A 16,357-nucleotide genomic window follows, 5' to 3' on the forward strand; every position below is an offset into this window, starting at 1 on the left:
CATGAAAACCTTCATTACAACGATGCTCGCAGCGGGCATCCTAAGCCATGCTTTTGCTCAAAATTTACCAGGAACAAAACCTTGGATGCTCGAAAAGCACAGTCGTTATCAATTTGAGTTGGAAAAAGGAAATAAGCTGGTGGTATATGCCCCCAACGTGCGCAGTTTACAACAATTTCAAAACATCGACTCTACCCTTGCGTTGTTTGTCAGGGATTTTAAGAAAATAAAAACGGGTCTGGAAGAAACGACCAATGCGCGCACGGTTATTTACAAACCCCTTAGTAACGGACAGTGCCAACTGGATTTGAAAGAACACACCTCTGCCCAACAGCGTTTCCAACTTAGGCCGCAAAATGCCGAACCTTTGTTGCTAAAAACATCCCAAGATACGCTGCTCATTGTGCAAAATGCAACCGCTCCCATTCAAATTAAGGTAGGAAATGCCAAGGCTAAAAGTTTGGTAACGAATGAGTTGGTGTATTTTTGTTTTGTGTTGAACAACTTAGAGGACGCCGAAGTATTTGCTGAAACATCGACAGCCAACGCACACATACGGAAAGCGTTGGAGGATGTAAAAAAATACACGGGGCACGACCTGATCGACGAACGGTTTTCGTTTGAATACACTGACACGCCTTTGTCGGGAAGGAAGTTTAGAAAGGTACAAAATAAAAAAGAAGACTTTATCGCCGTTCATCCCTCGTTTGGAATCGGTTTGTTTAGAAATCAATGGGTGCCCAACTCGCAAGTTGATTTTACGTTTGTGCCCAACAGGTACAAAACGATTGGCTACACGGTGGGATGGCGCAGTATGTTTTTCACCGAGCGCGATGATCAGACCCAGCGTTTTACTACCCATAGCAATGGTTTTGTGCAAGTAGGCGTTACCTTTTACGATTTTAGACGCCCTTCCTCAAAACAAATAAATACCCAAAAAGTGCTGTTTGGGGCGTATTTGGGGCATTCAGTGACCAGAAATGGGCCTATTTTTGACAAAAACACGTGGAATTTTTCGATGACTGTCACGACCTATGGCATGTTTAAGATACAGCCCGAAATCTATTTTAACGGTTTCTTCAAAAGCGTCCAACCTGGTTTACGACTACAAATTGGGATTTAGGAGTTTGTGAGGGTGCGAGCAGAACGCTCGCACCTTCGTGCGTGTCTCAGTATGACCAGCACGATAACCATCGTGTAGTCCGAGTGAATTTTTGCCTTACAACTTGTCGATTATACCTTTAGAAAGCCCCGTCAAATCGGAAATATCTGATGATGATAGACCTTTGAGTTTCATTTTTTTTGCAACTTCTATTTTCCCTTCTATTTTTCCTTCGTCAAAAGCTGTGTCAATCACACCTTTCAAATCCCTGTATGTTTTCAAACTATTTTCATAATTGTCCAACTCTGCTTGTCCAAATTTTGCCAATTCAGCTTTCTCAAAAGCTTGGGTAAATACTTCGTCCTTGAAAATTGTCGGGATTGTTTGAAAATCTTCCAAATACTTGATGAAATACAACCATTTGTCCAAACGGGTTTTCAATTGCTCTTCCGTTTGTTTAAAATTCGGCATTTCAAGATAGATGTAAGTCAGCTTATCATAAAAAGTCTTCCCGTTTTGGTTTTTCAGTTTTATGGTATGAACTACTTCGCTTTTTTCAGGTTCATTTTCGTAGTCGTCAAAAGTAAAATCCAAAATGCCAACACAGTATATTGCTTTTAGATTATAATTCCATTCACCTTTTTCAGCCTGTTCCCGAATTGGAAAGGTAGAATAATAAATAGTTCTTTCCTTAAAATAGTTTTGTTTGGCTTTCTGAAGCTCAACAATGAACTTCTGGCCATTTTCATTTTCACAATAAATGTCATAAATAGCTTTTCGATCAGCATCGGTTTGCCCTAATTGTTCCGTATTTTTGAAATTTAGGTCAATAATCTTGTTGGTTTGAGGCAAAAGGGCATTCAAAAAGTCGATAAGCAAGGGCTTACTGGCTTCTTCTCCGAAAATCTTTTTAAATCCGAAGTCGGTAAATGGGTTTATATATTTTGCTCTCATCTTTTTATCTAAAATTGCTAGGCAAATTTAAGCATTTTTGTCCATGTTAGCTTTGTTAGTTAAATTTTGCCAGGTCACTGGCATGGTTTACAGATGTGTGATATGGTGGATTTTTAGTATAAAACGGGGCTGCCAGAGCGATTCAATAAAATTACTGCGGTTGAACATTGCAGAAATGTTTCATAGAAGCACTATAGCCTCGCTTTTGGCCAAAAACGCTCGTACCCTTTATTATTAGCAATAACTGTGTTGACCCAGCGTGGAGTATCGGCCCCTTCCCGAAAGTTTTAACAAACCCCAGCAAAAATCCGCCCTATGTGTAGTTTCCCCTTCGATGATAACTCCATAACAAAAGCAAAAAGGTTGGGTGAGTACTCACCGCCCACCCGTATTTCGTTTAATACCGAAAGCGTTCGGGGTTTTATGGCTTGGCTCTTAGCCACGACGAAAGCTTAGCTGTTAGCAGATATTTTTCTCATTTAATCGTTAAGTCTTTTGATGTTCGTTTAATTCTCGCCAATCCAGTTCTACTTGAATTACATTCTGTTCGCACGATACGTAAACTTGCTTTTTCCGTATGATACTTTCTGAATTGCTCAGTCCAACTTTCATCTTTGAAAATTATATGATTTTGTCCATTTGAGGTGTATTCAATTATTTCTAAATCAATCCTGTTAACTTCTTTAAACCTATCAACAATAACCGAAAAAGTGTTTGGCTGTCTGTGGTCAACAACTAATTCAGTCCATTTTGATAATATGCCTGTTTCTTGACATTTTACTTGCCCTTTCACTGAGTTTTTGTCAAAATACTCTTGTTTAACCGCTTTAATGTCGGTATGAATTGAATTCCTACAGGCAACATAAAATAGTTTTTCAGGTGTATATTTAGTGTTATTTATTATCATTAAGTACGAAATATATGTACTTGTTTCATCGCTGTAAAATACTTCAAAGCACTTCGTATTAAATTGAACTCTTGCAATTTTTATGTCTTCAATTGTTATCTCAGCGTCATTGTTTTCTTGGCTTTCATTTAATTCGATTTCATCAATTAATTCTTGTTCAACATTATCTTCGGTAGCTTCAAGTTCTGCTAAATAATTAAAATAGTCATAGTCTAGCAAGTCGATAAGGTCGTCAAAATCAGAGTCACTTAATGATTCTCCAAAGTCATAGGAGTTTAATATGGTTCGATAATGCGCAATCGCATCTTTTTTGAATTTGTACTCTTTCCGTCCTATTTTAAAAGATTTTCTCATTATTGTCACCTGTTTCCTGAGATATTTGCCTAACAAGTAGCTAGAAGCCACTCCATCGTCGTTAAATATTTGTAAACGTTTGGTAGGAGGCTAAGGTACCTAGTACATAACCTACCACATGGGAGTTCAGCTTAGCTACTCACCATTCCCAAAGTAAAAATATTAGTGTAATTACTCAAGTAGTTGAATTGATTTTTTGTCTGCACCTATCAATCTCACCAACAACCTCAAAAGCCAATAGAAATTAACGACATAGCGCTGTTGGTTTCCAAACAAAACAGCGTTACGAGCGGTTAATGGTGCACCGCGGTAGGCAATTATTTTGAAAATTGTGCAAGAAAATCATTAGTTTTTTGTAAAAAAAAGATTAATAAAAGCATAATACCGCTAAATTGCGCTTTCGTAAAAGCAATAGTAATGTAAAGATGCCGTTTCACGATTTTATACATCGCCTCGAACAACAACTGCAGTTGCCACTGCCGGGGCAAGACGCGCATCTGAAGATGGCATCGGCTAACCGACTGCGGTTGAAGGCGCAACCCAATGAAAAAACGCGGCGCTCTGCGGTCTTAATTTTGTTTTATCCTTACCGCGATAAAATTTTTGCCCCCCTCATTCTCCGCCCCAAATACGACGGAGTTCACGCAGGCCAAATGGCTTTCCCTGGAGGACGTTATGAAAAAACGGATGAAAACTTGATACGTACCGCACTTCGCGAAGCCCAAGAAGAAATTGGCATCAAAGCCGCCGACGTGAAGGTGCTTGGTAAACTGACGGAATTGTTCATTCCTCCCAGCAACTTTTTTGTATTGCCTGTGGTGGGCAAACTCCCCTACAAACCCGACTTTTACCCCGACCCGCGCGAAGTGGAGGCCGTCCTCGAAGTGAGCCTCGACGAGCTGCTCGACGAAGGGGTGATAGGTCGCACTCAGCTCGAAGTGCGCGGGGTTACTATCGAAACCCCTTTTTACGATATTCAGGGGCATAAAGTGTGGGGTGCTACCGCCATGATGATAAGCGAGTTGACGACGCTTCTTGGATAATATCCTTCTTTTAACAACTTTTAAGACCGACGTTTCGTCGGCTTTCTACCGAATTTGCTAATTTTGGCACGGCTTTCGTAGAAGAAAGCCAAAGCAGCAACCTAATTGGTGTCCCAATGTATTGATTGTAAACTCAAGACTTTTCACATTTCTACTAATTATTCATGTCTAAATTTAACCGAATAAACACCCTCTCTGGCTGGCTCGTATTTGCCGTAGCGCTAGTCACTTATGTACTCACCGTAGAGCGTACAGCAAGCTTTTGGGATTGCGGCGAGTTTATCGCCTGTTCGTACAAACTCCAAGTACCCCACCCTCCAGGAGCACCACTATTTTTGCTGATTGGCCGTCTGTTTTCGATGTTGGCCATGGGCGATGTCACCCAAGTAGCGTACTGGATCAACATGGTGTCGGTGGTATCAAGTGCTTTCACCATCCTATTTTTATTTTGGAGCATCACGTTGTTGGCCCGCAAAATTTTGGGTAAACAAGACGACGAGCTTTCAATGGGCGAAATCATCGCCGTGGTAGGCTCAGGACTTGTGGGCTCATTGGCCTATACGTACTCTGATTCTTTCTGGTTTTCGGCTGTCGAAGCTGAGGTGTATGGCCTTTCGTCGTTCTTCACGGCCATCGTTATTTGGGCGGTGTTGAAGTGGGAACGCATTGAAGACGAAGCCGCAGCCAACCGTTGGTTGATTTTTACCTTCTATTTGGTAGGGTTGTCAATCGGCGTCCACTTGCTCAACTTGGTAACCTTGCCTGCGTTGGCGTTGGTGTATTATTTCAAAAAATATAAACCTACCTTGTGGGGTGGAATCGCGGCGTTTGTAGGAGGTTTGGTGGTGCTTGTCATCATCAACTCGGGCGTGATTGTGTGGTTGCCGTCGATTGCGGGTAAATTTGAAATTTTCTTTGTTAACACCTTGGGTACACCTTATTCGGTGGGTATCGTGGTGTTTTTGTTATTGTTTGTGGGTGCCTTAATTTGGGGAATTCGCTACACGGCCAAAAAAGAAAACGAAATATGGAACGTGGCACTGTTGTCGTTTACGTTTGTTTTGATTGGCTACGCTTCTTATTTCTTGGTGTTGGTTCGTTCTAACTTCAATCCACCAATCAACGAAAACGACCCAAGCGATGTCATCAGTTATGTTTCGTACCTAAAACGCGAGCAGTACGGTAGTCGCCCGTTGTTGTTTGGCCCTGTGTTTACGGCGCGTCCCATCAATTCGGAGCGAGGCGAACCGATTTACCGTAAATCAAACGGTCGCTATGTCATTGCCGATTACCGCCCAGAATACGTATATGAGAAAAACCAGCAAATGTTGTTCCCGCGTGTACACAGCAACCAAGGTAACCACCCGCAGTTGTACCGCGACAAGCTTAATTTGGCCGAAGGTCAAAAACCAAGCATGGGCGACAACCTATCGTTTTTCTTTTCGCACCAGTTGGGACACATGTATTGGCGTTATTTCTTGTGGAACTTCGTAGGTCGTGAAAGCGACGAAGAAGGCGCAGGTGGGCTTCGTCCGTGGGATACCAACGAAGGATTGCCCGACGTCATGGCCAATAACCGTGCCCGTGATAATTTCTACATGATTCCGTTTATTTTGGGTCTTTTGGGTATTGTGATTCAAGCCTTCCGCCGCCGTACCGACTTCTTAGTGACGGGCTTGTTGTTCTTGATGATGGGGATTGCCCTCGTCGTTTACCTCAACTCGCCACCAGTAGAACCGCGCGAGCGTGACTATATTTACGTAGGTTCGTTCTACATCTTTGCGTTCTGGATTGGGCTCGGGGTATTGTTCATTTACGATTTCTTGACCAAGTTCTTAGCTTCGGCCACGACGCGTGCAGGTATTGCTACGGTCTTAGGGTTGACAGCGCCGTTGTTGATGGGGGCTAAAGGTTGGGACAACCACGATCGTAGCCACCGTTATCACTCAGTTGATTTTGCCAAAAACTTGTTAAATTCTTGTGCGCCAAACGCCATCTTGTTTACGGGAGGCGACAACGATACCTTCCCGCTTTGGTACGTGCAAGAAGTAGAAGGCTTCCGCACCGACGTGCGCGTTTGTAACTTGAGCTTGTTGGGTACAGACTGGTACATTGGTCAAATGAAGCGCAAAACTTATGAGTCGCAGCCGCTACCTATTTCGTTGAATTACGAAAACTTTGCGGCAGGTAAAAACGACATCGTGCCTTTCTACGAAATGCCAGCCGTGAAAAATGGTATCAATTTGAAAGAATACATGTCGTTGGTAAAACAAAACAACGCAGCGATTCAGGTGCCATTGACAAGCGGAGAAATGACGAGTATTTTGCCATCGTCGGTGTTGGTATTGGGTATTAATCCAGAACAAGTGCAAAAGATGAACATCCTTAAATCGGAGTTGGCGTCGTTTGTAAAAGATACCATGCAGTGGAACATCGGTAAGCGTGATTTGTACAAGTCTGACCTTATTATGCTTGATATTATTGCCACAAATGACTGGAAGCGTCCGATTTATTTCTCAGGAACGTTGACCAACGAAAACTACCTCAACTTGAAAGAGTATATGCAGTTGGAAGGATACGCTTACCGCTTGTTGCCAGTGCGTGTGCCTGGGGCTTCAGATGGTTACGTAAACACCGACATCATGAGCGAAAACTTGATGAAGAAGACCTTCTGGCGTGAGCTTGACAATGCCAATACGTACTACGACGGTACGTTCAAAGGCTCGCCAGCGTTCTCGGCGCGTATTGCGTTCATGCGTTTGGTAGATCAGTTGATTCGTGAAGGAAAGATGGACAAAGCCAAAGCGGCAATGAACTTTATTTTGGCTAAAATGCCAGATAAGACCATTCCTTATGACCAAATTTCGGCCAACTACGTAGGGTTCTTGTTGAACTTGGGCGAAACCAAAAAAGGTCTTGAAATTGCCAACACAATGGCTACGCGGGCAGAGTCGATGTTGAAATACAACATTCAGCATCATTCTAACCAAGACAGCAATATCCAATTGTACATCCTTCAAACGCTTGCCAATGCGTGTCGTGAAGGAAAACAGGATGCCGCTGCCAAGAAATACGAAGCGTTGTTGCAACAATACATGACAGCACTCGGTGGCTAGTCGGTGAATACTACAAAAAAAGGCTGCCTAACAAGGCAGCCTTTTTTTATGGAAAATGTGCGCTTACTTTTTGCTAGCGGCGAGGAGAATAAGCACCCAGCCGATGATCATCAGGGTACCTCCAATGGGTGCAATGGCACCAAATGCACGAATTCCCGTAAAGCAAATGGTGTACAACGAGCCCGAAAAAATGACAACGCCTACTAAAAAGGCATAGCCCGACCAGTTGTAAAAGCGCTCAGCATTGACGGCGCAGTTTTGGAGTAAAATACCAATCAAAACGAGGCCAATGGCGTGGTAAAACTGGTATTTAACGGCTGTTTCGAAGGTATCGGCTCGGCCGCTGGTTTCGAGCATGGCTTTGAGTGCATGGGCGCCAAAAGCCCCTAGCGCCACGGCAAGTGCTCCTAATAAAGCACCTGCTTGGATGAAAAATTTATCATTCATACAAATTGAAAAAACGTTTTTGAACCAAAAATAGATTACTTTCTTTATAAATCCGTTTTTAGGCTAACTTTGTAGATAGAAACTTACCATAGGATTTTGACTTCCAACGGCATGAACTTATCAGATTTTGTTACACTTTGGAAACATCGCTACCGAAAATATACCTACATAGCACAAGAATACGTATTTGCATCTGCTACAATCGTACGTTTTTTTGGGTTAAAATTGTCTTTTTGGGGACGTAAAAAACTGGTGGCTATCATTCGTACGGAACATTTTGGCGACATTGTGGCGGCCGAACCCCTTGCGCGTCAAGTACGAGAAGCACACCCAAACGATTATATAGTGTGGGTTGTAAAGCCTAGTTTTAAAGAGTTGGTCGCAACCCATCCTGCCATTGATGAAGCTTGGGCACAGCCTACGGTGCTACGCCGTTTGTTGGTTTTTAATTCGGGGGTTTTTGATAAAGTATATAACCTTGAGTTTTGGCAAAGTAACCTTGACACTGTCAGTGGGAGAGTACATCATAATGAAGTGGCAGCGGCCAAAGATATAACCGTATTTAATTACTTTGAAAAAGGTAATTTGTTGACTATCTTTCAGTTGTGTGCTGAGTTGCCCGTCAAAGATGATGTGCCTCAATTGTATATTCCAGCAGCGGACGCGCAAAAAATTGCAAATTTAAACTTGCCCCAGAAACTAATTGTAATTCATTGCAGTTCCAATTATCCAGCCAAAGATTGGTCAGTTCCCAATTGGGAAAAGTTAATTGATTGGCTGACTGAAGACTTGGGCTATACAGTGGTAGAAATTGGGCTGCAAAGCAAAAATTCGGTGAGGAGCGCTAAGTACATTGATGCCTGCGGAAAGTATTCATTGTTACAAACGGCGGAAATCATTCGTAGGGCTCAGTATTTTATAGGAATAGACAGCGGACCTGCTCATTTGGCAAATGCTGTAGGTACGTATGGTATATTGCTTTTTGGTAAATTAAATAACTTCGATACGTACATGCCATACTCAGGTGATTATCAAAATGGCAGAAATGCTCGTTTGTTGTGGCAACTTGGTAAAACGTGTGCCGCGCTTGAATACCACTGGGTACAGGAACAAATAGAAAATATTTTGGCAAAAGAGACCAAGGAAGTAACGGTGTAATTGGGGATAAATGGCAGTCAGTGAGTTAAGGCAGGTAGTATTTTTTTGTTGGCAAAAAGTAGTTCATTATCCTAAATTTTGGAGTATCATTGTAGTTGATTTTGACACAAATGGAAAACGATAAGTCCCATAATTTTCTTCGAAAAGGCACGTCAGGGTATGGCTCGCGAGCGGCAAATAATAACCGCTGGTTGGAGTCGGGAGCGGGTGCAGGAAAACTTCCACCTCAAGCACTTGAGCTGGAAGAAGCAGTGCTGGGGGCTTTGATGATTGAGAAAGACGCGCTCAATGCGGTTATTGATATTTTAAAGTCGGACAGTTTTTATAAAGAAGCGCACCAACGCATCTATAATGCCATTATTACGCTCTTTACAAACTCTGAACCTATTGATTTGTTGACGGTTACAACTCAACTGCGTCAATTGGGCGAGCTAGAAGTGGTGGGCGGAGCACAGTATATTACGGCCCTGACCACCAAAGTAAACTCAGCGGCTAACATCGAATACCACGCTCGGGTCATTGCGCAAGCGTCGATGAAGCGAGAAATGATTTCGGTGGCATCAAAGATTTTGCAAGATGCGTTTGAAGATACGACCGACGTTTTTACGCTGCTAGATGCCGTAGAACAATCGCTTTTTAAAATTTCTGAATCCAATATCCGCAAGAATTACGCCGACATGAGCGCGCTCATGACCGAGGCGTTGCGCGAGTTGGAGCGCCGTCGCGAACAAAAAGACGGTCTGACGGGCGTTCCGTCAGGTTTTACGCAACTCGACCGCCTCACGTCGGGTTGGCAGCCTACCGAACTTGTGATTCTTGCAGCTCGGCCAGCGATGGGTAAATGTTTGGGGAAAGGAACAAAAGTAGTCATGTTTGACGGTACACTTCGCAATGTGGAAGATGTACAAGTCGGTGATTTGCTAATGGGAGACGACTCGACGCCTCGAAAAGTGCTATCATTGGCGCGAGGCAAAGAAAATATGTACTGGGTGCACCAGAATAGAGGGATAAGTTATCGGGTGAATGAAAGTCATATTTTGTCGCTCAAACGTAGCCGAAATGATGGTGGTCACCAAAAAGGCGATGTACTCAATATCGAAGTTCGAGATTACCTTAAAAAGTCGAATAAATTTAAGAGTAACTACAAAGGCTATAAAGTTCCGATTGAAATTTCGGAAAAAGAGGTTGAAATCGACCCTTATTTCTTTGGCGTTTGGTTAGGAGACGGACATTCATACAGCTCTCGTATCACAAATACCGATCAAGAAGTTGTCGCTTATTTGGATACATACGCTGAGGAGTTGAACTTACAACTTGTTAAGTACCAGCAGAAGGGTAAAGCCCCCAATTATGGAATTACTTCAGGCCAAAGAGGGGTAAAAACCGAAGTGTGTTTGCAGCAGGAGCTGCGGAAGTTGGATACGATTGGCAACAAGCACATTCCTGACAGTTATTTATACAATTCTTCTAAAAATCGACTCAAGCTTTTGGCAGGGTTGATAGATAGTGACGGCCATTACCAGAGTGACTATGACTGTTACGAAATTACCCAAAAAAACAAGCGATTAGCCGAACAAATTAAGTATTTAGCGGATTCGCTTGGGTTCAGGGTTTCTTTGAACGCTAAAAAAGCGTCTATCGCTTCTATTGGTTACGAAACAGAAGTGTATCGTGTCAGAATTAGTGGCGATTTGACCAAGATACCTGTAAAAATTGAGCGAAAAAAAGCGCGTGAAAGACGTAGCAATATTGATTGGCGCGTCACAGGAGTTCAAGTGGAGTTCGATTGTTTGGATGATTATTACGGCTTTGAAATAGACGGGAATCACTTGTTCTTGTTGGAAGACATGACCGTCACGCACAATACGGCCTTCGTTGTTTCAAGCCTAAGAAATGCTGCCGTGGATTTTGGAATGCCCGTGGCGATTTTCTCCCTGGAGATGTCGGCGGTACAGCTGGTCAATCGTATGATTTCGGCCGAAGCCGAGATTGACAGTGAAAAACTAAAAAAAGGAAACCTAGCGCCGCACGAGTGGACACAACTCCACCAACGCATCGACCGCCTGATGCGCGCACCTATCTATATTGATGATACGCCTGCCTTGTCGATTCTGGAGTTGCGGGCAAAATGCCGCCGATTGAAACAACAACACGACATTCAAATGGTCGTCATTGACTACTTGCAGCTTATGCAAGGTGACAGCAGCAAAGGGGCAGGAAACCGTGAACAAGAGATTGCGTCGATTTCGCGGGCGTTGAAAAACTTAGCCAAAGAGTTGAACGTACCCGTGATTGCCTTGTCGCAGTTAAGTCGTGCCGTCGAAACCCGTGGAGGCGACAAGCGTCCGCAGCTGTCTGACTTACGTGAATCGGGATGTGTGACAGGAGATACGCTTATTATTAATGCAGAAACGGGCGAAAGAATGCCTATTAGGCAACTTGCTGAACGAACAAATCCGAAAGATAAAGTCCCCTGTTTGGGGGTAAATGGGCAGTATAAAGTCGGGGCTCAAGAAATTACAAATGCCTTTTATTCGGGGAAAAAAGAAGTTTTTGAACTTACTACAAGATCAGGTAAAAGTATAAAAGCCAGTGCAAACCACCCTTTTTTGAAACTTCAGGGGTGGAGCCGTTTGGATGCGCTAAAGGTTGGTGATAAAATCGCGGTTCCTCGCCGTATCGAGGTCAGTAAGCCTGCGAATCCTCTCGGTGAGGAAGAACTGATTTTGCTGGCTCACTTGATTGGTGATGGTTGTATTTTGCCAAAGCAACCTTATCATTACACAAGTGCTGACGAGAAAAATATTGAGATTGTAGCGTCAGTAGCCCAAAAATTATTTGGCATAGCAGGTAAAACAGTGCCACAAAACAACTGGCAACATTTGTATTTGCCGTCTCCTTATCACTTGACACACGGAAAAAAACATCCAATTACCCTGTGGTATGAGCAATTGGGGTTGGAGCGTGTGCATTCGTACAATAAGCGCCTTCCTGAACAACTTTTTAAGAGTGACAACCAAAAAATCGCTTTGTTCCTCCACCACTTATGGGCAACGGATGGAAATATAAGTTGGAAAAAGGCGCAAGGGCGAAAAGACGCTGCGGCGATTTATTATGCTTCCTCAAGTAAACAATTGGCCGAACAAGTCGCGCATTTGTTGCTACGATTGGGAATACGCACTACAATAAAGAGTATAAAGTCAGAGAAGTACAGAGATATGTATCACGTTGATGTTCAGGGAGTAGTGGCTCAACTTGATTTTTTACAACAAGTTGGTTGCTTTGGTCAACGCGGTCAAATCATTCCTGAGCTTATTGCGGCACTTCAACAAATTGAGGCAAACCCTAATGTGGATGTTTTACCCAAAGAAGTGTGGGATTTGTTTATCAAACCACTTAAAGAAGAAGCCGAGCTAAGTTGGCGTCATTTTGCGGATAAACTTCAGGTGGCTTACAGTGGAACCAGTTTGTTTCAAAAGGGAGTTTCAAGGACTCGTTTGGAAAAAATCTCTCAATTATTTCCTGCGGCCGCAATGCTTAAAGCACTGTCAGAATCGGATGTATTTTGGGATGAAATAGTGTCTATTGTTCCACTAGGAGTTGAAGATGTGTATGATGCCACCGTTGCGGGGGTACACAATTTTGTGGCCAACGATATTATCATCCATAATAGTATCGAGCAGGACGCGGATATGGTTGCGTTCTTGTATCGTCCTGAATACTATGGTTTTACGCAAGATGAGGCGGGCAACTCGGTAGCAGGAGTAGGAGAGGTGATTGTGGCCAAAAACCGTAGTGGTTCGCTGGATACAATACAATTAAGGTTTATTGGAAAATACACCAAATTTGCTGACTTGGATGGCTTCTATGGAGCAGTTTCCTCGCCTACGCCATCGTTTAATCCCGAAGCCAAGGCACAAGCGGCTAGTTCGTTTGATACACCACCTACTTCTACGGGTGGGACATTCAAAAGTAAAGCCAACGATTTGGGTGATATGGGGATGAATTTCCCTCCGCCAAACCCGCTGGATGAACCTCCGTTTTAAGATAAAAAGGGTTGTGGATTTGTCCACAACCCTTTTTATTAACTGATAACTATTTCGTAGCGCATTCCTTTAGAACCAGGGCCAATGGGTACCATAAACAGCGGTAATTCGCCTGCGGTAGGATGAACGAGCACAAAAGAGCCCTGTAAATAATATTGCCGTGTGAGATCGGTTTCCAATTCTAACGTAAAAGGTTGTCGAAATTTATCGGAAGCGCTTCCCCATGGCGTCACTTTGATGAGTTCGGCAGGATGGCTAATTTCCGACGCAAAACGAATGGTGAACGTTTGATTTACAAGCGGCTGAAAATCAGAAATTTTAAGGGTCTCTAACATAATTTTCAACAATTAAGAAATACCATTTTTAGGTTTCCACTCCATTAGGTAATAGTAAGTATTGAACTCACCAATTTTTACAAAACCCAACCGTTCGTAAAGTCGTCGGGCAGGATTATTACACTCTACATGGATGGTGGTTGATTTCCCCAACTCCGTTCCTTTTTGAATGACCGCTTGAAGCAACTGACTTCCAAGGCCATGCCCTCGGTAAGGAGGCAAAATCGCAATATCCATGATGCGCACTTCGGTAGGACTATAGTTCCAATGCACATAAAGCCGACCGATGGTGGTATGATTGGCTTCGAGAAGCTGTAAATCGGCCCCCACATAAAACTCACGGTAGTACTTATGTTGCGCGTAGAATTGCTGTTCTACAAAGGCCCTTTTTTGTTCTTCTGACCACGCTGGCACCAAGGCCAATTCCTCGGCCCTGGTGCTGGCATAAATATCTAACAAAGCAGGCAAATCAGCCTCGGTAATGGGCCTAGCCTGAACAACAAAATCATTCATCTACGTGCGCGGAGGGAAAACTCCCTGTAAAGCTATGTTAAAATAAAAAGTCAGATAAGGCATCATGTTGTTGTGCGGCTGGTCGCCTCCTGCTGGGGTTACAGCGTTTGCTGACATAGCCACTGTTGATCCACCAGGGTTAGTGTTATAAAAGTTTGCCCGTGCGGGATATGCTCCAGTAGGGCTTGATTGTAAACCACTATCATTTAAGGCATGGACAGTGTGACTATGCGAGGGGATTTCAGACTCTAGCAAAGATACAGTTTCAGAACCACCTGTTTCACCCAAATCATGGAGTGATAACCCTGGTCCTTGGCCTGGGTGCATGGGAGCGCGTCCCTGTAAATCTGGTAAGGCAAAGTTCGATTTGCCATTTCCTCCGTAGGTGGTTCCTAAGAGTGAAAAAAGGGCGGTGTTTTGAGAAATAGGCAATAATTGGCCATCACACCAAGCCCAGCCTTTGGGGGCAAAATTGAAAGGGAATATGCGTATTTCGGCAACAAATGGATCTGCCATGGTCGTTGTTGAGTTTAGGGTAAAATCAAAATAAAACGAATACTACACACAGTAAAAAAATCCCAACTATGTTGGCGATGGAAAAATGCCAAATAGTGAAATAATAAAATCTACACAAAGGTAAGGTTGAAAGTTAGTGTGCGGTTGGGAGCCTCCTGTCGAACTCATTGTACTTGGGGCTAAATTACTGAATCCTACCGAGGTGTCAGATGAATAGAAATTGGCAGAGGCATTGCGAGCAAAGGTGGCTCCCGCTGGGCTTCCCGTACCTCCTGAGTTCTCAGTACCTAGAAAAACATGGCTATGGGCTGGAATTTGAGGCACGGTTAGTGTAATTTCTTCTGCACCGCCCGTTTCGGCCAGTACAAAACCATTGCCTTGGTGAATGGGAATCCGCCCCCGCAAATCGGGAAGAGCAAACGTAGATTGACCGTCACCTCCATAAGTGGTTCCGATTAAATTAAAAAGAGTCTCATATTCTGAAATCGGCAGCAATTGCCCTTCGCAAAACATCCATCCTGCTGGGGCAAAATTGCCCCCAAACATTCTTATTTCTCCAACATAAGGTTGAGCCATTTTTGTAAAGTGGTTAAAGGGTTTTCAAAAGTTTCAACAAACAGGCACTATGTTCGACTTAGGTTGGGCTTGGGAAAATACCCTGTAAAGCAACACAAAAACTAAGTGTCAAAAACGGTTGCATGTTTAAATGGGCCTGTGAGCCTCCTGTAGCAGTAATCATTTGTGCCCCCATCGCTACCAAATTACTACCGCCCGAATAAAGTTCGGAGGGTGTGGTGTCGGCAATACGAGCATTTGCAGGTGCAATCGTATTTTGGGTTGTACTGGTTGCGTTGGCTACGTGTGTGTGTGTAGGTAGTTCCGCAATACTTAATGTATGCGCTTGCTCACCGCCACGTTCTCCTAACGTATGACTGCTCCCCACGTGAATGGGTGTACGGCCACGCAAATCGGGTAACCCGAAAGTTTGCCGCCCATCGCCTCCAAACGTAGTGCCTAAAAGAGAAAATAGGGCTTGATTTTGGTTGATGGGTAGGAGTTGCCCATTGCAGAGCGCCCAGCCTTTGGGAGCAAAGACGAAACTCATGATCCGAATTTCGGACAAAAAAGGTTCTGCCATAACATTTGAGGGTTTAGTGAAAAAAATATTAAGATAAAGGTCTTGATTTCCAGAGTTTAGTGGAGTTGTTGGTAAGGTGAATGTTGGTCATAACGTAGTTGTTAGCATAAAGATTGGTCTTGAGACAAACCTCACCACGAGTACTTTGGTAATTGGCAGTAGTACTTTTTTCGGTGGGAAAAAGAGACTCAAACGTGGCTTCTTTTAGTTGTTGGGAAGCTTGAGCTACAGCTTGGAGCTCAAATAGCGACCAACAGGCAATTTTCTCCCATTGCCCTGACGCTTGGCGTTTCCAAAAAGGAATCAGTAAGGCTAGTACGCCAGCCGTTGGGTGTGTTTTCTCAAAGACTTGAAAACAGTACTGCTGCTGCTTGTAAAAGTAAGTTTGGTTATCTGTTGACAAAAACTCTTTGGATGAGAATTCGGGTAAATGTGTTGGTATTTCTGACAAGGCAACGGGTTCAATTGGACAGGCACTAACAAGCTGCGATAACCAATCTGACCATGTTTGAGGAGGTAGCGACTGAGCAAACCCCGATAAAAACGGAAGGCTGCCCAAGGAAGTGCCTAGTAGCTTTATAAACGGCCGTCTTTGCATAACTGAGTAAAGATAAGTAGAGTATTTCTAACGTTGATATAAAAGTTAAAAGTGGTACATCTGAATATTTTCAGGGTATATGTTTTTAACTTATATAGCAAAGATACAAAAAAATAGTATATATAATTTA

Annotated in this window: 14 protein-coding genes; 5 read left to right on the top strand and 9 right to left on the bottom strand. The window is 43.4% G+C overall.

The window, feature by feature from the left end; genetic code table 11:
* Position 1: 1 nt before the first annotated feature.
* On the top strand, positions 2 to 1,123 hold the full coding sequence (locus AC23P2_RS29925) for a hypothetical protein (protein WP_487776598.1): 1,122 nt from the start codon (positions 2 to 4) through the stop codon (positions 1,121 to 1,123).
* 96 nt (positions 1,124 to 1,219) lie between these two features.
* Here AC23P2_RS29925 and AC23P2_RS29930 read toward each other — a convergent pair whose 3' ends face one another.
* Both AC23P2_RS29930 and AC23P2_RS29935 read right to left on the bottom strand, forming a co-directional pair.
* Complete coding sequence (locus AC23P2_RS29930; protein WP_487776599.1) at positions 1,220 to 2,056, bottom strand: Rpn family recombination-promoting nuclease/putative transposase; 837 nt, start codon at positions 2,054 to 2,056, stop codon at positions 1,220 to 1,222.
* A gap of 475 nt (positions 2,057 to 2,531) precedes the next feature.
* Positions 2,532 to 3,317, bottom strand: a complete 786-nt coding sequence (locus AC23P2_RS29935) for a DUF3223 domain-containing protein (protein WP_487776600.1) — start codon at positions 3,315 to 3,317, stop codon at positions 2,532 to 2,534.
* A gap of 425 nt (positions 3,318 to 3,742) precedes the next feature.
* On the opposite strand from AC23P2_RS29935, the gene AC23P2_RS29940 reads away from it, so the two are divergent.
* Positions 3,743 to 4,360, top strand: coding sequence for an NUDIX hydrolase (locus AC23P2_RS29940; protein ID WP_487776613.1), 618 nt, complete (start codon positions 3,743 to 3,745; stop codon positions 4,358 to 4,360).
* 164 nt (positions 4,361 to 4,524) lie between these two features.
* A complete protein-coding gene (locus tag AC23P2_RS29945; protein WP_487776601.1) occupies positions 4,525 to 7,476 on the top strand; it encodes a glycosyltransferase family 117 protein in 2,952 nt (983 codons plus the stop codon).
* Between the two features lie 63 nt (positions 7,477 to 7,539).
* On the opposite strand, the gene AC23P2_RS29950 is transcribed toward AC23P2_RS29945, so the two are convergent.
* Positions 7,540 to 7,923: a DUF423 domain-containing protein gene (locus AC23P2_RS29950; protein WP_487776602.1), complete on the bottom strand. Its 384-nt coding sequence runs from the start codon at positions 7,921 to 7,923 to the stop codon at positions 7,540 to 7,542.
* A 111-nt stretch (positions 7,924 to 8,034) separates the two neighbouring features.
* Between AC23P2_RS29950 and AC23P2_RS29955 the strand changes: the two genes are divergently transcribed.
* Positions 8,035 to 9,081, top strand: coding sequence for a glycosyltransferase family 9 protein (locus tag AC23P2_RS29955; protein WP_487776603.1), 1,047 nt, complete (start codon positions 8,035 to 8,037; stop codon positions 9,079 to 9,081).
* 110 nt (positions 9,082 to 9,191) lie between these two features.
* On the top strand, positions 9,192 to 13,127 hold the full coding sequence (locus tag AC23P2_RS29960; protein ID WP_487776604.1) for a replicative DNA helicase: 3,936 nt from the start codon (positions 9,192 to 9,194) through the stop codon (positions 13,125 to 13,127).
* A gap of 38 nt (positions 13,128 to 13,165) precedes the next feature.
* Here AC23P2_RS29960 and AC23P2_RS29965 read toward each other — a convergent pair whose 3' ends face one another.
* From AC23P2_RS29965 to AC23P2_RS29990, 6 genes are all read right to left on the bottom strand, one after another.
* Positions 13,166 to 13,462: a DUF6916 family protein gene (locus AC23P2_RS29965; protein WP_487776605.1), complete on the bottom strand. Its 297-nt coding sequence runs from the start codon at positions 13,460 to 13,462 to the stop codon at positions 13,166 to 13,168.
* A gap of 12 nt (positions 13,463 to 13,474) precedes the next feature.
* A complete protein-coding gene (locus tag AC23P2_RS29970; RefSeq protein ID WP_487776606.1) occupies positions 13,475 to 13,975 on the bottom strand; it encodes an N-acetyltransferase family protein in 501 nt (166 codons plus the stop codon).
* Positions 13,976 to 14,491 carry a phage tail protein gene (locus AC23P2_RS29975; protein WP_487776607.1) on the bottom strand — a complete coding sequence of 172 codons (516 nt, stop codon included), beginning with the start codon at positions 14,489 to 14,491 and terminating at the stop codon, positions 13,976 to 13,978.
* Between the two features lie 66 nt (positions 14,492 to 14,557).
* Positions 14,558 to 15,067 carry a phage tail protein gene (locus AC23P2_RS29980; RefSeq protein ID WP_487776608.1) on the bottom strand — a complete coding sequence of 170 codons (510 nt, stop codon included), beginning with the start codon at positions 15,065 to 15,067 and terminating at the stop codon, positions 14,558 to 14,560.
* Between the two features lie 58 nt (positions 15,068 to 15,125).
* Entirely contained in the window at positions 15,126 to 15,629 is a 504-nt protein-coding gene (locus AC23P2_RS29985) for a phage tail protein (RefSeq protein WP_487776609.1), read from the bottom strand.
* 28 nt (positions 15,630 to 15,657) lie between these two features.
* Positions 15,658 to 16,227, bottom strand: a complete 570-nt coding sequence (locus AC23P2_RS29990) for a hypothetical protein (RefSeq protein ID WP_487776610.1) — start codon at positions 16,225 to 16,227, stop codon at positions 15,658 to 15,660.
* Between the last annotated feature and the right edge of the window lie 130 nt (positions 16,228 to 16,357).

It is taken from the genome of Runella sp. R0.1_18, assembly GCF_057652155.1.